At 40.7% G+C, this 18,528-nt stretch carries 18 protein-coding genes and 1 pseudogene; 15 read left to right on the top strand and 4 right to left on the bottom strand.

What is annotated here, in order from left to right; all coding sequences use genetic code 11:
- On the bottom strand, positions 1 to 343 hold a 343-nt coding region (locus tag AC4CV5_RS17130), incomplete at its 3' end, for a hypothetical protein (RefSeq protein WP_490923397.1).
- Positions 344 to 473: 130 nt separating this feature from the next.
- Here AC4CV5_RS17130 and AC4CV5_RS17125 point away from each other — a divergent pair.
- From AC4CV5_RS17125 to AC4CV5_RS17105, 5 genes are all read left to right on the top strand, one after another.
- Entirely contained in the window at positions 474 to 617 is a 144-nt protein-coding gene (locus AC4CV5_RS17125; RefSeq protein ID WP_165762162.1) for a hypothetical protein, read from the top strand.
- 286 nt (positions 618 to 903) lie between these two features.
- Positions 904 to 1,134 (top strand): helix-turn-helix domain-containing protein, encoded by a 231-nt coding sequence (locus tag AC4CV5_RS17120; protein WP_015382966.1) that lies wholly within the window; start codon positions 904 to 906, stop codon positions 1,132 to 1,134.
- A gap of 329 nt (positions 1,135 to 1,463) precedes the next feature.
- Positions 1,464 to 2,045 (top strand): hypothetical protein, encoded by a 582-nt coding sequence (locus tag AC4CV5_RS17115; RefSeq protein WP_333518619.1) that lies wholly within the window; start codon positions 1,464 to 1,466, stop codon positions 2,043 to 2,045.
- Positions 2,032 to 2,463, top strand: a complete 432-nt coding sequence (locus AC4CV5_RS17110; protein ID WP_490923394.1) for a protein-export chaperone SecB — start codon at positions 2,032 to 2,034, stop codon at positions 2,461 to 2,463. Before AC4CV5_RS17115 ends, AC4CV5_RS17110 begins: the two co-directional genes overlap by 14 nt.
- Before the next feature lie 2 nt (positions 2,464 to 2,465).
- Entirely contained in the window at positions 2,466 to 3,161 is a 696-nt protein-coding gene (locus AC4CV5_RS17105; protein WP_333518621.1) for a hypothetical protein, read from the top strand.
- 33 nt (positions 3,162 to 3,194) lie between these two features.
- Here the strand turns inward: AC4CV5_RS17105 and AC4CV5_RS17100 are convergent, their stop codons facing one another.
- The gene (locus AC4CV5_RS17100) at positions 3,195 to 3,386 is read right to left on the bottom strand and encodes a hypothetical protein (RefSeq protein WP_490923391.1); all 192 of its coding nucleotides are present in this window, start codon (positions 3,384 to 3,386) and stop codon (positions 3,195 to 3,197) included.
- Between the two features lie 762 nt (positions 3,387 to 4,148).
- On the opposite strand from AC4CV5_RS17100, the pseudogene AC4CV5_RS17095 reads away from it, so the two are divergent.
- A pseudogene (locus AC4CV5_RS17095) lies at positions 4,149 to 4,487 on the top strand (abhydrolase domain-containing 18); the annotation flags it as partial.
- Between the two features lie 144 nt (positions 4,488 to 4,631).
- A complete protein-coding gene (locus AC4CV5_RS17090) occupies positions 4,632 to 5,309 on the top strand; it encodes an alpha/beta hydrolase (protein ID WP_490923411.1) in 678 nt (225 codons plus the stop codon).
- Between the two features lie 101 nt (positions 5,310 to 5,410).
- Here AC4CV5_RS17090 and AC4CV5_RS17085 read toward each other — a convergent pair whose 3' ends face one another.
- Complete coding sequence (locus AC4CV5_RS17085) at positions 5,411 to 7,906, bottom strand: tetratricopeptide repeat protein (RefSeq protein ID WP_490923389.1); 2,496 nt, start codon at positions 7,904 to 7,906, stop codon at positions 5,411 to 5,413.
- A 202-nt stretch (positions 7,907 to 8,108) separates the two neighbouring features.
- Between AC4CV5_RS17085 and gutB the strand changes: the two genes are divergently transcribed.
- The 7 genes from gutB (at position 8,109) to AC4CV5_RS17050 (ending at position 15,426) form a co-directional block, all read left to right on the top strand.
- The gene (gutB, locus tag AC4CV5_RS17080; protein WP_490923387.1) at positions 8,109 to 9,170 is read left to right on the top strand and encodes a sorbitol dehydrogenase; all 1,062 of its coding nucleotides are present in this window, start codon (positions 8,109 to 8,111) and stop codon (positions 9,168 to 9,170) included.
- 72 nt (positions 9,171 to 9,242) lie between these two features.
- Positions 9,243 to 10,619 (top strand): MFS transporter, encoded by a 1,377-nt coding sequence (locus tag AC4CV5_RS17075; RefSeq protein ID WP_490923385.1) that lies wholly within the window; start codon positions 9,243 to 9,245, stop codon positions 10,617 to 10,619.
- Positions 10,620 to 10,720: 101 nt separating this feature from the next.
- Positions 10,721 to 11,683: a carbohydrate kinase family protein gene (locus AC4CV5_RS17070; RefSeq protein ID WP_490923383.1), complete on the top strand. Its 963-nt coding sequence runs from the start codon at positions 10,721 to 10,723 to the stop codon at positions 11,681 to 11,683.
- A gap of 197 nt (positions 11,684 to 11,880) precedes the next feature.
- A complete protein-coding gene (locus AC4CV5_RS17065) occupies positions 11,881 to 12,564 on the top strand; it encodes a PspA/IM30 family protein (protein WP_490923381.1) in 684 nt (227 codons plus the stop codon).
- A gap of 66 nt (positions 12,565 to 12,630) precedes the next feature.
- Positions 12,631 to 13,656 carry a TFIIB-type zinc ribbon-containing protein gene (locus AC4CV5_RS17060; RefSeq protein WP_166854055.1) on the top strand — a complete coding sequence of 342 codons (1,026 nt, stop codon included), beginning with the start codon at positions 12,631 to 12,633 and terminating at the stop codon, positions 13,654 to 13,656.
- Entirely contained in the window at positions 13,656 to 14,423 is a 768-nt protein-coding gene (locus AC4CV5_RS17055; protein WP_490923379.1) for a TPM domain-containing protein, read from the top strand. The genes AC4CV5_RS17060 and AC4CV5_RS17055 overlap by 1 nt, the downstream gene beginning before the upstream one ends.
- 31 nt (positions 14,424 to 14,454) lie before the next feature.
- Positions 14,455 to 15,426, top strand: a complete 972-nt coding sequence (locus AC4CV5_RS17050) for an SPFH domain-containing protein (protein WP_166854719.1) — start codon at positions 14,455 to 14,457, stop codon at positions 15,424 to 15,426.
- A 46-nt stretch (positions 15,427 to 15,472) separates the two neighbouring features.
- Here AC4CV5_RS17050 and AC4CV5_RS17045 read toward each other — a convergent pair whose 3' ends face one another.
- Positions 15,473 to 16,486 (bottom strand): potassium channel family protein, encoded by a 1,014-nt coding sequence (locus AC4CV5_RS17045; protein ID WP_166854053.1) that lies wholly within the window; start codon positions 16,484 to 16,486, stop codon positions 15,473 to 15,475.
- Between the two features lie 605 nt (positions 16,487 to 17,091).
- On the opposite strand from AC4CV5_RS17045, the gene iolT reads away from it, so the two are divergent.
- On the top strand, positions 17,092 to 18,513 hold the full coding sequence (gene iolT, locus AC4CV5_RS17040) for a myo-inositol transporter IolT (protein WP_166854052.1): 1,422 nt from the start codon (positions 17,092 to 17,094) through the stop codon (positions 18,511 to 18,513).
- Positions 18,514 to 18,528: the final 15 nt, after the last annotated feature.

Below are 18,528 nucleotides of genomic sequence, written 5' to 3'. Positions count from 1 at the left end.
CATATTTTTTATCATTATCAAGAACTTCTTCATAATTATTCATGAATTTTGTTGTCTCGTTTTGTTGACTGTAATAATTTTCAGTGATCTCAGTATAATCTTCACTATTCTCTTCAGCAATACTCTTAAAAAGCTTTTCCTTAAATCCTCTTTCTTCATAAGTCTTGATGATTTCTTTTAAATCTTCAATCTTCTTTTTGGCAGGATAGCCAACAACATAACTTAATTCTTCCATTTCATAATTTTTTTGTTTAAGAGTTTCAATGATTTCCCATCCATCTTTGATGTAATTATTTACGTTTTGACTAGGTCTAAGTTCCTTTATTTCAACATATTCCTTCAAAATATTCACTCCTTTTTCCAATATGTATCGATTATACCAAATTAACAAAAAAATAGCTTTATTTTCGCAATATCTATTGACCATTGTAAATAGGTTGTGTATAATTAAAGTATAGAAAGGAGGTGCTGAAGTGGACGAGGTGAGAAACTGGATTCTTGCTATCGCTGGTATCGTGACCATTATTAAACACATCTACGACATATGGCAGAAGGAAAGCGAAAAGCATAGCAAGAAAAAGAAAAAGCGCTCCCGCCGACCAAGCAAGAAGCGCTGAAACATAGTGAGAGAAAAGGGGAGAAATCCCCTTACTCTCTATACAGTATACTGCAAAATTGAATTACAGTATACCGTAAAAGCCCACGTCCACGATAGTATGAAAAAATATTTTAAGCAGTACAGCACAGCAGATTTTGCCGTTTTGCTCATTTTGGTTACTGGAATCGTTGCAATTGATCTGACCGATGAGGGTATGTCTGGAAAGATTGCACATACTGTATTGATGGTAGCCGTTGTTATTACCTTGTTAAAAGGATTCATTATGATGTGGAGAGAAAGCCGACATGAAAGAAAGCGAAAAAATTAAGTTTATCCAGGAAGAAGTTTTGACGGCAGCGGAAGCGGGGGAGTTGCTTGGAATCACTCGGCAGCGTTTAAGTACCCTTGTGACTTCTGGAAAGCTCAAGCCGGTTAAAAAGGTTGGGACAGTCGCATTGTTTTTGCTTGGACATGTACAAGCCCTTAAAAAAGAATTAGAAGCCGGCCGGAAGAAGTACCGGCCGTATGATGAGTGAAGCCCTTCTCGAGATGAGGAGGGTTTTTGTTCGTCATACGTTTGCCACTTAACTAAAAACTTTGCTTCAATAAGGGAACTGAAATATATTCATGGAATAATTTAAGAAAATTCCGACTAAAATGGTTTTAAACAATTTAAAAAAATTTCGTGTGCTCAATGCATGATTCATAAGGATTCCGTAAGGGTATGTACAAAATAGAACAAACTTTTCTCTTGTAAACTGAGAGTTGCTGTAGTATATTAAGGCAAGATAAACAAAAATTTTCCACTTGTTTTCTTGTGCAATATTGGATATAATATATGGTTATTTGTCGGGAGGTGCTTATTATGAATATAAGAGAATGGTTCGAATTGGAGCCAATGTACGCAGAAACCAAAGTTAATGAGTCTGTTGACAGAATGTTAATTTTGTGCCGTGATGCTCTAAGCGAATATTTTTCTATTAGCGATTCTAAAGATATCAATGAACTTATTCAAAAAGCATATGAAAGTAGGGATAAGTCCTTGGATGAACCATTTTTAGAATGGTTATTAGAAAAAGGCCTGCCTCGACTTCATAATATTGACTTCAGCAATTTACCTGATAATGAAAAACTAATTGCGATGATTGAAATTGATGAGTTTGTATTAGAAAACGAGATGGATTTTTCAGATCCAGAAGAAGTTAGAGCGTGTATTATTTCGTTCGTAAACAGTTTGCCGGAATATATATCTTCTTGTAATGAGATTGCAGCTTCTATAGAAGATGAAATAGAAACTACACATTCAATTGAGATTGCAATTGAAGAAAATGCTTACGAAATAATTGATGATTATATAATTGGCGAACTTGTATCAGGAACGTTAGACTGGGGATCTGCTGAGCAGGTCCCTTTTTATATGGAGGAATTTACATATGGAAACTTTTGAATACTACAAGTTAATAAAAACAGCGGTTCAATTAAGAGAAGTGAAATTACATTCAATAAATTGTTCGCTTTTAGATGCTAGTTCTAAAAATAGAAATCTTTCTCTTGAACTGAACAGGCACGTTGAAGTCATATCAGATAGGGAAGCACATATAAAATTACATGCGAAAGTACATTTTAAAGAAGATGGTCCTTTTTTAATCGATGTAGTCTATTTAGGAAAGACTGAATTGTTAGACGAAAGTATAGATAAACAGGGTTTTGAAGAATATAATTTGCACTCTGTTGTCCCTTTATTACTCCCATATGCCAGAGAATGTGTATCAAGTCTATTATCAAGAATGGGTTTCCCCGTTTACACAATTCCTACAATGGACATACTTGAATCCTTAAACGAAAACATGGAAAAGTCGGAGTAACTATGAGTATTACCTTTGTTAGAAAAGATAAAATTGATAGTTTTGTGTCAACCGCCATAGAAATTGCAAATCATTTTTCTGTAAAAAGAGAATCATGTTTATCTTTAATCAAAGTTATTCGAACTAAATGGAGTATAGATAACATCCCCAAACTATTAATGTTGTTTAAAACTAAGTTTTCTTTGTTTGAAGATGGACAAACACTTATTGATATATTAGAAAAGGCGGTTTCAGAGTGTAACGACGACTACGATTTAAATAAACTTAGAGGCACATTAACAGAAGGTTTATTGCTAGGGAGATACAGCCAATCAATAGTGAATGCAGAATCTTTTGGCTGGGGGGCACAAGTCGTTATTATGGATAAGGATGGTTATCCTAACGAATTAAAATATCATTGTCCTAGTCATAATGATGAAAATAATCCTGAGTGTTTTAGTAGAACAACGGTAGACCTTGGTTTTTGGAATGGAGAATATGGGGAATTTTTTGAGTGTAAAGTAAGACCAGATAGAATTAAATGTCCAGAGATGAGTTTTATGAAATATTTAAATCGAGAGTTGACTCAAAGTAATATAAAACATAATTTGTATTTCGTCACTACTGATACTTTAGATAGCATGAGAATGAAAGTGAAAAAAGATCATCCTAATGAAAATTTTTTTAAAATTATTAGTTTACAAGAAACAAGTGCGTAGAGCCCACCAACTGGTGAGCTTTTTTTAATTATTTCAATTTATTATCCACTTTTTTTGTTGCTTATCCGACTTCAATTCACCTTTCATCAAAAGGTTCTTCACAGCTGCACGAATATCCTCTTCACTCTTTCCTGTTTTCCTTTTCAAATCGTTCAGAGTTGGATTCTTTCCAAACAAATGCATGTTCACTATGATCTGATATACTTTCCGTTCAAAATCAGTCATTTGATCATCTCCCTAAAGGGATTATATAAGAACGAGTGTTCTGCCTACAAGTATCATGTTATTTTTTAAAAAATAACACGAAAATAACGAAAATCCCACCTAACTGTGAAAAGATACGGTTTCTTCTTGGTTTATCTTCGTTGTTTTTTATCACGGAAACTCTTGAATGAAAGAGACTGAAATAACACGAAAATAGGGTGAATTATGGGCGGCATGATGTAAAACCGACAAAAAACCCTTGATTTACAAGGGTTTGTCGGCAACGGACGTCATTTTTGATGCCCTTTTAGTGCCATTTATAAATTTTCGAGGCTTCTCATGAGTTCACTGAACTTGTGAGAAGCTTCTTTTTTTCTGTCTTTTGTAGTTTGATTTTTTTCAGCACTGTTCTATATCGATTTTCAATAGTTTTGATAATCCCGATATGAACTATTCAATTGACCAAAATACAGGATTCTACCGGCTCAAGTTCCTGCTTACGTCTTCTTTGACAAACGGCTTACTGTAACTTCAGTAAACTGCATTTCTGTTATGATTATAAAAGGGGTTTGAAAATGATTCGTCCAAACCTCTGTTACCTCTCTCTCTATTGCAGACAGGAGACCATATTGATATCCCCTCATACAACAAAAAAAGCCCCAGTTATCTAAATAAATAGTGTCACCAACTCTTAGAAGGTTTCCTCAAGGAAAGCACTGTCAAAGAGAAATCCTTTTAAAATGTCTATTTGTGCTGCTTTTTTTAGCTACTAAAAGACGATGTATGTTAAATGTAAAGAGCGACAGAATAATAACCTCTGATCCCCAATAAATTCACTGTCGATGGAGTTAGATTCTTCCAACAACATCTTGATAAAATCAGTCCCAACTCTATGGAGACAGACAATCCAATTATTAACTCTAATATTATTTTTTTATGATTATCAAGGAGGACTTAATAGTGCATTTCTCAAAAATGATAGATCGCTTGGCTTTATATGATTTACATAGAAAAAGAAGCAAAGATAAACATTTTTCTGCTGCTTTTACAGCCGATGTAGATGATAGAGAGGAATTTTACAGTGCAAATATAGCTGATGTTTCAATTGATTTGAATGAATCTAAAAAAAATTATAGGGTTGGAACATTTGGTTATGAATCCTTAATTCAAACTGGGAATCCTGTTAATGACACTTTAAAAGGGGATGTTTTTTTAAATAAAAATGACATAGATCCACCCAATGTCATTTTTGTACACGGCTGGCGCATGGATTCGTACAATAGGATCAAAAAAATATTTCATAATCGTATAATGAACGATTTAGGCTGGAACATGTATTATTATTCTCTTCCATACCATTTTGAAAGAGAACCGGAAAATTCACTGTATAGTGGCGAGTTGATGATTAGTGCAAACATTGATCGTACAATTGAGTCAACAAGACAGGCCATTGTAGATTTACGGGCGTTAATTCACTGGATAAAGGCAAATAAAAAAGGCCCTATTATCATAGTGGGAGTAAGCTTAGGGGGATGGGTCTCTAATCTAATTGCTACCTTAGATTCTCAAATTGATGTAGTGGTATCCATCTTTTATGCCAATCGCCTTTCTTATTCGATATGGAACACGACCCCAGGTAAATACATAAGAGAAGAATTAGAACAAAATGGTGTGACCTATGAAGATTTAATAAAATATTGGGATATCACAGATCCTAGTCAAGCCATGCCGAAAGTTAATAAAGATAACATTCTGCTGATCTCTGCTAAACACGATCAATATATTGACTTAAAAGATGCAGATTATTTATGGGAAAGTTGGAGGAAACCCACAAGATATGTCTACAATTGTGGTCATTCCGGTATTGTTCTTTGTCGCAAAAAGCTGGCAAGTGATACGCTTTCCTTTATACGAGAAAGAATACATACGGGAAAACTGGTTTAGTACATTTGTAGACCTTAATAAGAAACGAAAGGCCAACTGCGATTTCAGTTGGCCTTTCCTATTTATAATAAATAAACTGACTGAGATTGCTGACAGGACTACTATGCGTTTTCTTTAATCACCATTGCCAGTTCTTCCACCTCACCCCGAATCCCAATCGCAGGCTCCCACGAATCAATCAAACGAATCGCCTTCTGATTAGCTTCCATCGCTTTCGTTTTCTCTCCTTTACGATACAACAGCTGCGCCATTCCATAGTGATAGTAGATCAGTTCAACTTGATTCGCGTTATGTTTATCATAAAGCATCTGCTCAAAGGCTTCTTCCGCTTTTTCAAACTGACCACATTTCACGTAAGCGACACCCAGATTGAAATAGGCTTCTATCGTTTTTTCGCCGTCGTACGTGGAGCTGATTTCATTTGCCGCTTCGTATAATTGAATGGCTTTTTCATCATGACCGCTCGCAAAGCTTAGGTCTCCGCGAACCAATAGAACCCTGTGTTGAATTGTAGGTGAAATCGGTTGATCTTCGATTTCATTTAAAATGGTTTCTGCTTTTTCCTGTTGTCCGGCTTTTAAAAACAGCCTTGCTTGCAGTGCGTGTCCCCATACGTTTAAATCGTGGGCATCGAGATCTTCTGCGTCTGATTGTTCTAGGATCTTCAGTCCGGCTTCAATTTGCTGAAGTGCTCCGTCTAAATCATTGACTTCCATCAGTGCCCAGCCTGCTGTGTCGATTCGGAAGAACGCTTCTCGTGTGTGTTTGCCTAATTGATGGGCGGCGTCGGCTGCTTTGCATCCGTATTCGATTCGCAGGGGCAGGTTGATTCTGCTTAGAAAATGGCTGATGCGGGTGATGAGTTCGATTAGGATTTCTTTTTGTCCGGTTTCGCTCGACCATTTAATGACCTTTAAGATGTTTGGCCATTCTTGTTTCATTTGATCTAAATTTCGTCCCAACAAATAGCTCCAATAGATGGAGTTTGGCTGTTCCCGCTTTAAGTGGGTTGCGACATAATCAATATAATAGTGCGCCCACCGGCTGCGGGCTTCTTTTTCATATTCGTGATGTTCGGACAAGTGCTGTTCTCCGTAAGCGACAACGGTTTGGTGGGCTAAGTACTGTGTTCGTCCTTCGCTTCGTTCCGGCTGAATCAGAGCATATGACCGCATTTGTTCAATCGCGTAATGGAAACGGCGGGCGTCTAATCCGGCCGCTGCCGCCAGGCTTTTTTCATCTGGCGGCTTGCTGAAAAAGCAAAGTGCCTGCCATAGCTTTCGCGTATCTTCGTTGCATCTTTCCCAAGTGCGGCCAAAGAGGAACTCAAACAATTCCAGCAGTGAGTAGCCCGCTTTTCCAAGTTCATGAATCAGCTGCTGAGCGGGAATGTCATCGTCTGCCATATAGGCTATGCTGAGTGCCATGGCTTTCGGGTTTCCGGCAGTTGCTGAAATGAATTCGTTCTTCAGTTCAGACGATAGATGGAACAGCTGCTCCAGCTTTTCCCGTTTATGTGGAAGGTTGCATGTTTGTAAGCAGCGGTGCACTTCTTGCTGAAAAAATTCAAGGGCATCTGTTTGAGCAAGGCCGCTCAGCTGGATGGCCGTCATTTCTCCGAGGCTTTCTCGATAGGTTTGCTTTACGTTTTCCCGCGCTGTGAGAAGAACTTTTACGCCTTGCGGAAGGCTGATGATAAATTCGTGAATGTCACGGTCTGCCGTATCAATGCTGTCAACGATCAGCAGTACCGGTTTTTCTCTTGTATAATTGGCTAACGCATTGCGGACGACAAACCGTTTTTCATTGATCGATTTATCGATTTGTTCTGTGCGCCCGAGCTGATAGGCGATCGTATTTAAAAAATCGCTAAAGCTCAATCCTTTCCAATCAGCGCTGACCCAGATGATGCTGTTGAATGCCGGCCAATCTGAAGTATCGTCGACACAGGAATAGGCGGCTTCAAGAGCGATTGTGGTTTTACCCATACCGGCCCAGCCAGTGATTAAACAGACTGGTGACGGAGAAAGCATCCATTGCCGTATCGCTTCCATATCAAAGCTGCGACCGATGAAGTTTCCGGACCAGCGTGATGGTAAGTTATGCATGATAGGATGTTCTGAAAGCGCATTCGTTTCTTGGCCGGGGATATCATGAAACATCCGCTTTACCGCTTTTTCAATATCGTTATCACTCGGTGCCCCGAATGACCCGTCTTTTCTCAGCGTCTTCGCTTTTTGCAAACAAGACGCCGCCCAGACAGGCAATGCAGGTTTGATAACAGGGATGGTGGTGGTTTCCAGCAGATCGGTCAACCACTCGATATCGAAGTCGGTTTTTTCGAGAATGATCCAGATCATCCCGAACAGTTTTCCATCATCAATTCTTCCGGGAATATAGTTTGCACCCATTTGTCCGATCCAGCTTTTGATCGTGTTAGAGGAGACCCCCAGCTGGAGTGCGATTTTATCTATATAAGAATGTCCTGTTTTTTCATTCTTTTTCCTTCTAACTTTGTAATCAGGATGAAGTTTTAGCGATTTGACGGCAGGTGCCAGCAGTTGTGCAAATTGTTTTCGGTTTTCAAGTTCAGCCATAAGCCTGCACCTCCTATTAGTACTATTTTATCAATCCAGCGTTTTTTGTATATGAAAAAATAAAAGTACAGTGCCGCTGTCCTTTTATACAGCAGGAAAGGCTGTTGAACGTCTTGAAAAGCAGATAAAATGGGGGCAGTAACAGAGAAAACAAAAATGTATGCACTTACATTTTATTTTCTAAAGAAAGGAATTTTGCCAAATGACTCACACAGTACCTCAGAACATGAAAGCGGCTGTTATGCACAACACAAGAGAGATCAAAATTGAAACATTGCCTGTGCCTGACATCAATCATGATGAAGTGTTGATTAAGGTGATGGCTGTCGGGATTTGCGGATCGGATCTGCATTACTATACAAATGGCAGAATAGGCAATTATGTAGTAGAAAAACCATTTATCCTTGGCCATGAATGCGCGGGTGAAATTGCCGCAGTCGGATCATCTGTCGATCAATTCAAGGTGGGAGACCGCGTCGCTGTAGAGCCGGGTGTTACGTGCGGACGCTGTGAGGCGTGCAAAGAAGGGCGCTATAATCTTTGCCCGGATGTACAGTTTTTGGCTACACCGCCGGTAGACGGCGCGTTTGTCCAATATATTAAAATGCGTCAGGACTTCGTTTTTTTGATCCCAGACTCACTTTCCTATGAAGATGCGGCTTTGATTGAACCGTTTTCTGTTGGCATTCATGTAGCGGCGAGAACGAAGCTTCAGCCTGGATCAACGATTGCGATTATGGGAATGGGCCCTGTGGGGTTAATGGCTGTTGCGGCAGCTAAAGCGTTTGGGGCAGGCACAATTATTGTGACCGATTTAGAGCCGCTGAGGTTAGAGGCTGCGAAAAAAATGGGAGCGACTCATGTCATTAATATCCGTGAACAGGACGCGCTTGAAGAGATTAAAACGATCACGAATGATAGAGGCGTAGATGTTGCTTGGGAAACAGCGGGAAATCCAAAGGCATTGCAATCCGCACTGGCTTCTGTGCGCCGGGGCGGAAAACTGGCGATTGTCGGTTTGCCTTCACAGAACGAGATTCCGCTCAATGTGCCGTTTATTGCAGACAATGAGATTGATATTTACGGGATCTTTCGTTATGCCAATACGTATCCAAAGGGAATCGAATTTCTCGCTTCAGGCATTGTAGACACGAAGCATCTTGTAACGGACCAATATTCGCTGGAGCAGACGCATGAAGCGATGGAGCGGGCGCTTCAATTTAAGAATGAATGTTTAAAAGTAATGGTGTATCCAAATCGCTGAGGAACAGGGAGGATCTTTGTATTCTCCCTCTTGTTTACTGGAAATGAAAACGGATTCTTGGGGTGGGAAATGATGATTGAAACAGAAAAAGTAACGACATTGAAGGCGAAGCATCACGGTCTGTCCTGGTTTGAGCGAATCGGATATGGATTCGGCGATATGTCATATAATATTGTCTTTCAGTTTGTAAACGCATACCTATTATTCTATTATACAGACGTCGGCGGCATTCAGCCTGCGGTGATCGCAACGTTGTTTCTTGTTGTGCGGGTGCTGGATGCTATTTTTGACCCGATCATGGGATTGATTTTAGACAAAACGAACACAAGATGGGGAAAGGCAAGGCCATATCTGTTGTGGGTGGCATTTCCTTTTGCGCTTTTTACGGTTTTATGTTTCACGACGCCTCATTTCGGTGAGACGGGGAATATGGTATATGCGTACATCACCTATATTCTGCTGGGGATATCCTTTAGTATGCAAACGATTCCGGTGAACAGCTTAACGGGGCGGATGACGAATTCTGTGGAGGAACGAACGGTTCTGACAACAACACGGATGATTTTGATGTATATCGGCATCCTTTTATCTATTTCATGTGCGACACCGCTTGCAACTGCTATCGGAGGAGAGGATCAGGCGTTTGGATTTCAGATGACAGCGCTCATCTATGCGGCGGTCAGCATCGTTTTGAATCTATTTAGTTTCTTTACTGTACGGGAGCGGATTCATCCTAAAAAGAGAAAAAAACAAGGGATCAAAAAGACGTTATCCGTTTTAATCCGAAACAAACCTTTGCTTATGTTAGTTTCATCATTTTTGGCTTTTGCGATCGGGTTTAATATTAAGCTCAGTACGATGGTGTACTATTTTACGTATAACGTAAATCATAAGGAATTTGTGTTTTTGGGAACTGTTTTATTTTTTGGAGCAGCACTGATCAGCAATTTGTTTATTCCTTACTTTTCTGAGAAGTGGGGCAGAAAACAAGTTATGATGATCACGGCAGCTCTATCGCTTATTTCTTATGCCGGCCTGCATTTTACGCCGTATTCTTCGATTACACTCATTTTCATTTGGCTTTTCGCTTCGGGATTTTTCACAACGCCTTTAAATACACTTGCTTGGGGAATGGTTGCGGATTGTGTCGATTATGCGGAATGGAAAACCGGAGTTCGCGCGGATGGTGTTGTGATTTCCAGCATGAGCTTTATTAATAAGCTGGGTGTTGCATTAGCCGGGTCATTTTCGGCCATTTATTTAGGAATCGCCGGATATGTGGCGAATGCAGATCAGACAGTTACGTCATTGAATGCGATTAAAAATATGAATGCTTTGATTCCGGGATTTTTCATTTTGCTTTCTATTATTCTCATCGCCTTCTATCCTTTAACTGAAAAAAGATATAAGTACATCATCTCTGAGCTGGAGCAGAGGTCTGTAAGATAAATATATGTAAAATTTATAATATTCGATATAAATGGTTGTATTTATAGCAGAAAGTTATATACTGAGACTGTAATCTAGACTTTATAAATGAGTGTGATAATATGCGTAGCCATTCTGTTGTTTGTATTGGAGAATTGTTGATCGATTTCTTTTGTACCGATGTGGATGTTGATTTAATGGAAGGACGCAATTTCTTAAAAAGTGCCGGCGGTGCACCGGCGAATGTATCAGCCGCCATTGCCAAGCTGGGCGGACATGCTGCTTTCAGCGGAAAAGTAGGCAAGGATCCGTTTGGGTATTTTCTGAAGCAAACTCTAGACGCTGTACACGTCGATACTTCTATGCTCGTCATGGATGAGAAAGCGCCTACAACGCTTGCTTTTGTTTCATTAAAGCAAAATGGGGAGCGCGATTTTGTTTTTAATAGAGGCGCGGATGAGTTGTTTACGCTGGAGGATATTGATCAGGAAAAACTTAACGAAGCGAAAATCCTTCATTTCGGCTCTGCAACGGCCCTGTTATCAGATCCGTTTTGCTCAGCCTATTTACGGCTCATGTCGATTGCAAAAGACAATGGACAGTTTATTTCATTTGACCCTAACTATCGTGAAGATTTATGGAAGGGAAGGGTCTCAGAGTTTGTAAGTGTCGCAAAAAGAGCAATTGCTGTAAGCGATTTTGTGAAAGTCAGTGACGAGGAGCTTGAGATTATCAGCGGTGTGAAGAATCATGAAAAGGGCGTTGCGATCCTCCATGAGACCGGAGCAAAAATTGTCGCTGTGACACTTGGGAAAAGCGGAACGCTTCTTTCCAATGGAAAAGACCGTGAAATCATTCCAAGCATTCCGGTTACATCAATTGACTCAACAGGAGCTGGAGATGCTTTCGTCGGCGCGGCTTTATATCAATTGGCAAACACGGGTCACATTCAATCTGTAGATGCTGATTTTGCGAAGCTGCGTGAGATTGTGTCATTTGCCAATAAGGTGGGAGCTCTTGTGTGCACGAAAATTGGAGCGATTGATGCACTGCCCAGCATAAAAGAGATTGAAGTTTCTTTGTAAACATCGAGGATGTTTCTTGAAAGTCTTTGGACTTTTGGGAGGCATCCTTTTTATATTATTTTTTATTTTGCGGGTAAAAAGTTATGTATTTTTCTGTTTAAATGTCATTTTTTATTAAAAAAATGAAACTTTTAACGATAATAAATAGTATATGTAATAAGGGGGTTAACGAAATAGCTTCTAGGAGGAACGATATGATGAGTATAATTGGAAGATTCAAAGATATTATGTCCGCGAATATCAATGCCTTATTGGACAAGGCTGAAAATCCAGAGAAAATGGTAGATCAATATTTAAGAAACATGAATAGCGATTTGGCTAAGGTTAAGGCAGAAACAGCAGCTGTTATGGCTGAGGAGCAGAGAGCAAAAAGAGAATGTCACGAGTGCCAGGCAGATATGGAAAAGATGGAAAGCTATGCAATGAAAGCACTGCAAGCGGGGAATGAGGGCGATGCGAGACAATTCCTTGAAAGAAAAACTTCTTTGGAATCAAAGCTTTCTGAACTGCAGACGGCGAATCAAATTGCTGTAACCAATGCCGCACAAATGAGAAAGATGCATGACAAACTGGTTTCTGACATTGGAGAGCTGGAAGCACGCAAAAATATGATCAAGGCGAAGTGGGCAGTAGCGAAAACGCAAGAAAGAATGAACAAGCTGGGCGCTTCTGTATCGAGTACAAGCCAATCAATGTCTGCATTCGGCCGAATGGAGGACAAAGTAAATAAGGCGCTTGATCAGGCAAATGCGATGGCTGAATTGAACAGCGCTCCGCAGGATGATATTGCTGATCTGACTGCTAAATATGATACTGCGGGTTCAAGTCAGGTTGATGATGAACTTGCTGCGTTAAAAGCGAAAATGATGCTGGATAAATAATACATAGGAGGCCGCAGCTTTCGGCTGCGGCACCATTTTTATCATAAGATGTGAGAGGGAACGGTAATGATAATATCTTATAAGTGTCCGAACTGCGGCAGTGATATGGCATTTGACAGTGAATCCGGCTCGTTATCCTGCGGCAGCTGCGGAAGACAGGACAATATTGAAAGCCTTCCGAAAGAAAACATTGCGGCGCGGTTTTCCGAAGATGAGGCAAAAGAATATCAATGTGAAAACTGTGGCGCCGTTTTGATCACGGAAGCTGAAACGACAGCGACGACTTGCAGCTTTTGCGGAGGTGCGGCTATACTTGCCGATCGTTTATCAGGACATTTGGCACCGGCGAAGGTCATTCCATTTACAATCAGTAAACAAGAAGCGGAACAGGCATTTCGAAAGTGGTGCAAAAAAGGCCTTCTGACACCAAGAGGATTCATGTCGGCTGATCGTATTAAAAGCATCACCGGAATGTATATCCCGTTTTGGATGTTTGATTTAAATAGTGAAGTACAGGTGAGAGCGAACTGTACCAGAGTCCATCAGTATGAAGAAGGGGATTATATTTGTACAGAAACAGAGCACTTTGAAGCATTTCGTGATATCAATCTCGATTATTTGAAAATCCCTGTCGATGCCTCTGAAAAAATGAAAGACGAATTAATGGACAAATTGGAGCCTTATTCATACGAAGAGCTGAAAGACTTTCAAACGGCATATTTGGCCGGTTATATTGCGGAAAAGTACAATTATACCGATGAGGAGCTTTTTCCGAGGGCAAAAGAGAAAATCAGCAGTTATATAGATTCATACATACATTCTACTTTTTCCGGATATACGTCAGTCAATGTGAGGGACAAACATATTCACACGAAAAACGTGAACAGCTTTTATGTTTTGCTTCCCGTTTGGATGGTCAGTTACGATTATGAAAGAGCAGAGCATATCTTTGCGATGAACGGGCAAACAGGAAAGGTTGTCGGGAAGCCGCCGATCAGTTCAGGAAAAGTGGCGGCATGGTTCAGCGGAATAGCAGGCGGCACATTTCTTGCATTGAAGCTCGTCTCATTGATGATGGGAGGCGGATTTTGATGCGCGGATTTTTTGGGAAAGCGATGCTTGTTATTCTGGCTGTCTTCATGGTAATGCCGGTACTGGGAGTCGAAGCGGCAAGAGCTTCTGAATCACAGCAGCATGTATATGACCATGCCCATCTATTATCAAAAGCAGAAATCGAAAAACTTGAATCTCTCTCGGCAGAGCTGGGTGCCAAGAGGGAGACTGATTTCATTATAGTTACGACAAAAAGCACAAACGGTGAAGATATTGCAGACTATACCGGCGATTTTTATGATCGTTACGGAAAAGGCAGTACAGCCATTCTGACCATTGATATGACAAACAGAGAAGTGTTTATCGCAGGCTTCAAAAAAGCCGAACAGTATTTGGACAACAGCAGGCTCAATAGCATCAGAAATACGATTTCATCTGATTTATCCAATGAAAATTATTTCAATGCTTTTAAAACATATATTAAGCTTTCTTATAAAGATATGGGCATTAAACCAGGGGGCAATCCCGACAACGTGTTCTTTAAATGGTGGTTTCAGCTGATTGCTGCCATCGCAGTCGGGGGAATCGCGGTTTCAATCATGCTTTATCATGCGGGTGGCAAAGTAACGGTTAATGGAAATACATATATGGATCATCGTACGTCTGATGTGATTGATCAATACGACACTTATATCAGAACGACTGTAACTAGGGAAAGAAAACCATCAAATGATAAAGACAGCGGCGGCGATGGCGGTGTTACGAAAGGCGGCACGTCATACAGCGGAAGCCGCGGCAGTTTCTAGTGGAAGAAAAATAGAGAAAGGAAGAGTTATGATGTCTTTTTTCAGAAACCAATTAGCGAATGTAGTAGAGTGGGAAGAATTTAGAGATGATATGATTTTTTATAAATGGAACAATCGTGAAATCAAAAAAGGGAGCCGTTTAATCATTCGTCCCGGACAGGATGCTGTCTTTTTGAACAATGGGCGAGTTGAAGGGGTTTTTCAAGATGATGGCGATTATGATATTGAATCAGAAATTATTCCATTTCTTTCAACGTTAAAGGGATTTAAGTTTGGATTTAACAGCGGCATGCGCGCCGAGGTGCTGTTTGTCAATACGAAGGAATTTACCGTAAGATGGGGAACAAAACAGGCGATAAATATTCCGGCAGCGGGAATGCCAGGCGGGATGCCCATTCGCGCAAACGGCACATTTAATTTCAAGGTGCAGGACTATATCAGCCTGATTGATAAAATCGCTGGCGTGAAAGATCAATATTTTGTAGAGGATATTAAAACCCGTATCATTTCTATTCTGGATCAGCTTCTCATGAAGTGGATCACAAGAGAAGGGAAAGATATGTTTAATCTTCAAGCAAACGCTTTTGATATTGCCAAGGGAATTCAAGAGGACTTAGATATGCAATTAATAAGCGACGGGATGACGGTCACTGGTTTTCAAATCATGAGCTTTAATTATCCTCAAGAGGTTCAAGATATGATTACAAAGAACGCTTCCTACGGTATGGTTGGGGATGTGAACAGATACCAGCAAATATCGATGACGGATGGAATGGCATCCGGAAAGATGAGCGGAGGCGGGGCGGCTTCGGATATGGCTGGAATGATGATGGGAATGAATATGGCCAATCAGATGATGAATCAAATGAATCAAAATCAGCAGGTACAGTCATCAGGCTCACAGTCATCAGGCAGCGGAAGCAAACCAAACTTCTGTCCGAACTGCGGAACAAAAACCGGTGAAGCCAATTTTTGCCCGAATTGCGGCCAGAAGCTTGTATAAGAATCATGAAGTGAAAGTCCGGAGTGATCAGACACTCGGGACTTTTTTATGCGTTGTCTATTGTCTGCTCCTGAACAGGCCATTTTCTGGCACCTGCTTGGACAATTCCCAACAGCAATTGACGACGTTCCTTTAAAGAATTGACGGCGGTTTGAAATGTTTGCTTCGATAAAGCCGGTATGCCTGATTGTTGAAGCTTTGAGATGTCTGGTTGCGGCGGCGCTTGTTCAGCTGGATGGATATAGGCAGTATGAACGGTATCCAAGTAATTTTTGATACTTGAGCGCGTTTCTTTGATGTGGAGCTGATTCGGCTGATATTGTTCAGGAATGCCGTATTTCAAAATGGTCAATGCCTCATCCAATACAGTGACAGCTATAATGGATGATTCCTGTCGCTGCGTGCTATGGTAAAAATGAAGGATAGGGAAGGCGTTATGTTGAGCGGTCAGCTTTCCCAGCTCTGATGAGATAGCGACAAGAAGAAAATCAATGTCGTGAAAATCTTTCCCATTCCATGCATTATGGACGATTTCTGTTCCGTCATGCCCCAGACTTAATACGCTTTGGGCAAATGAGCGTTTTTGATTAACAGCACTTAAGACGGAAATCAAATATGTGACAGAAAATGTGATTGTAAGCAGGCCTTGAGCCGTTTCAATAACCGTGATAAGTTTCCATAGGTCACCGTTTGGTGCGAGGTCGCCATTTCCTAATGTAAACATGACATAACCGGAAAAATAAATTCGATCTGACCAGGATGCCGGTTCTTTCGATTGAGTTTCCATGAGTGAGTGGGGATCACTTGAGAAAATCAAAAACCATCCGCCCCAAAATAAAATGATCCATATCACTAGCGTCAGGCATAACAGCAGAGGGCCTGCCATACTTAGAACCTTTGCGTGGTCTCCGCTGATTTTGCGGCAGCCTTTCCATAGCCATGCAGACAGACATCTTGTGATGGGACCTGCACCGCTCTCTAACCATAATGTGGTCCATAAAAAATCAATCATCCCCGCTGTCAACAAAATAAGACCTGCAATGACATAAACCTCATTCAACTTTGTTGCCTCCCCTGAGCCAGCCATTTTATTTTCTTTTATTACCTTTTATCTTGAGTCTGAAACAATTGATTGAATGTTTGATAAGAGATCATTGCAGAGAAGAAAATCAGGAGAAGTTACCCAACACTTACTCATTTTAATTATTTTAGCAGATGAACAGAAACTCACAGAGATTTTGACCTGTTTTACACAATATTATAAAGAAAAAAGTTCATTTTCCCCTTGATTTGGTGATTTTCCTTTTATTGAGTAAAAAATTTTCAGAAATTTATATTGACTGAAAGCGTTTTAATAATTATGATAATATCAGATGTAACAAAAATGTCACTATAATATTACTACGATAGAACTATGAAGTGACTATAAAGTAACAAAACATCAAGTGTGTGCACAAAGAAATGCCCACTGTTCTTTCAGTGAAAAATGAAATCGCTTCCAAGTGAACTGACATGCTAAGAAGAAGGGAAGGTTATGAGGCCATTGGAGAAAAACATGATGAATTTTTTCTGAAGCCTGCTTACGAATTGTGAGGAAGGCAGCGCCCTAGAATAAGTTTTTGAAATACGTATTAATCGATTTTGAAAAAGACTGGGGGAAACAGTATGAATAAACAAGGCAATCAAATGTCATTTTTACGTACAATTATTTTAGTCTCGACTTTCGGCGGTCTTCTCTTCGGTTATGATACCGGAGTGCTCAATGGAGCTTTGCCGTATATGGGAGAGCCAGACCAGCTTAACCTCAATGCCTTCACAGAGGGGCTTGTCACCAGTTCGCTTCTTTTTGGAGCCGCGCTCGGTGCTGTGTTTGGCGGCAGAATGTCTGATTTTAATGGCCGCCGCAAAAATATTTTGTTCCTCGCTGTTATATTTTTTATTTCAACAATCGGATGTACGTTTGCTCCAAATGTAACGATCATGATTATCTCCCGTTTTGTGCTCGGAATCGCGGTCGGGGGTGCATCAGTCACGGTTCCTGCTTATTTAGCAGAGATGTCCCCTGTGGAAAGCAGGGGGCGGATGGTGACGCAGAATGAATTGATGATTGTATCAGGACAGCTTTTGGCCTTTGTTTTTAATGCAATCCTTGGTACAACAATGGGAGACAACTCCCATGTGTGGAGATATATGCTGGTCATTGCGTCGCTTCCAGCCGTATTCCTGTTTTTCGGTATGATCAGAATGCCTGAGAGTCCTCGCTGGCTCGTTTCTAAAGGTAGAAAAGAAGATGCTTTGCGTGTATTGAAAAAAATCAGGGATGAAAAGCGGGCGGCATCTGAGCTGCAAGAAATTGAATTCGCTTTCAAAAAAGAAGATCAGCTTGAAAAAGCGACGTTTAAAGATCTGTCGGTCCCATGGGTTCGCCGCATTGTGTTCATTGGGTTAGGGATTGCGATAGTACAGCAAATTACAGGTGTAAACTCGATTATGTATTATGGAACTGAAATTTTAAGAGATTCTGGTTTTCAAACGGAAGCCGCTTTAATCGGAAATATCGCCAATGGCGTGATCTCGGTATTGGCAACGTTCGTTGGAATCTGGCTTCTTGGTAAAGTAGGCCGCCGGCCGATGCTGATGACAGGCTTGGTCGGTACGACAACGGCATTATTGATGATCGGGATATTTTCACTAGTGCTTGAAGGATCACCGGCACTTCCATATGTGGTCCTGTCATTAACGGTTACATTCCTTGCTTTTCAGCAGGGCGCGATTTCACCAGTGACATGGTTAATGCTTTCTGAGATTTTCCCGCTTCGCCTTCGCGGTCTGGGAATGGGCGTCACGGTTTTCTGTCTGTGGATGGTGAATTTTGCAGTCAGTTTCACTTTCCCGATATTGCTGGCCGCCATTGGGCTGTCCACAACGTTCTTTATCTTCGTTGTATTAGGAATTTGCTCTGTACTGTTTGTGAAGAAGTTTTTACCGGAAACGAAAGGACTTTCGCTTGAACAGCTGGAGGAAAACTTCCGCGCTTATGATCGCGGCGGGGCGAAGAAAGATTCCAGCGCTGAAGTGATTGGATAAGATAAAAAAGAATCC

The organism is Bacillus sp. NS1, assembly GCF_058248265.1.
The sequence above is the reverse complement of the archived record's forward strand: the minus strand, read 5'-3'. Positions and strand labels throughout refer to the sequence as shown.

What these genes read in the sequence shown, in the direction of transcription:
- AC4CV5_RS17120 (WP_015382966.1), top strand. Translation starts at nt 904, where the DNA reads ATGAAAGAAAGCGAAAAAATTAAGTTTATCCAGGAAGAAGTTTTGACG.
- AC4CV5_RS17115 (WP_333518619.1), top strand. Translation starts at nt 1,464, where the DNA reads ATGAATATAAGAGAATGGTTCGAATTGGAGCCAATGTACGCAGAAACC.
- AC4CV5_RS17110 (WP_490923394.1), top strand. Translation starts at nt 2,032, where the DNA reads ATGGAAACTTTTGAATACTACAAGTTAATAAAAACAGCGGTTCAATTA.
- AC4CV5_RS17105 (WP_333518621.1), top strand. Translation starts at nt 2,466, where the DNA reads ATGAGTATTACCTTTGTTAGAAAAGATAAAATTGATAGTTTTGTGTCA.
- AC4CV5_RS17100 (WP_490923391.1), bottom strand. Translation starts at nt 3,386, where the DNA reads ATGACTGATTTTGAACGGAAAGTATATCAGATCATAGTGAACATGCAT.
- AC4CV5_RS17090 (WP_490923411.1), top strand. Translation starts at nt 4,632, where the DNA reads ATGGATTCGTACAATAGGATCAAAAAAATATTTCATAATCGTATAATG.
- AC4CV5_RS17085 (WP_490923389.1), bottom strand. Translation starts at nt 7,906, where the DNA reads ATGGCTGAACTTGAAAACCGAAAACAATTTGCACAACTGCTGGCACCT.
- gutB (WP_490923387.1), top strand. Translation starts at nt 8,109, where the DNA reads ATGACTCACACAGTACCTCAGAACATGAAAGCGGCTGTTATGCACAAC.
- AC4CV5_RS17075 (WP_490923385.1), top strand. Translation starts at nt 9,243, where the DNA reads ATGATTGAAACAGAAAAAGTAACGACATTGAAGGCGAAGCATCACGGT.
- AC4CV5_RS17070 (WP_490923383.1), top strand. Translation starts at nt 10,721, where the DNA reads ATGCGTAGCCATTCTGTTGTTTGTATTGGAGAATTGTTGATCGATTTC.
- AC4CV5_RS17065 (WP_490923381.1), top strand. Translation starts at nt 11,881, where the DNA reads ATGAGTATAATTGGAAGATTCAAAGATATTATGTCCGCGAATATCAAT.
- AC4CV5_RS17060 (WP_166854055.1), top strand. Translation starts at nt 12,631, where the DNA reads ATGATAATATCTTATAAGTGTCCGAACTGCGGCAGTGATATGGCATTT.
- AC4CV5_RS17055 (WP_490923379.1), top strand. Translation starts at nt 13,656, where the DNA reads ATGCGCGGATTTTTTGGGAAAGCGATGCTTGTTATTCTGGCTGTCTTC.
- AC4CV5_RS17050 (WP_166854719.1), top strand. Translation starts at nt 14,455, where the DNA reads ATGTCTTTTTTCAGAAACCAATTAGCGAATGTAGTAGAGTGGGAAGAA.
- iolT (WP_166854052.1), top strand. Translation starts at nt 17,092, where the DNA reads ATGAATAAACAAGGCAATCAAATGTCATTTTTACGTACAATTATTTTA.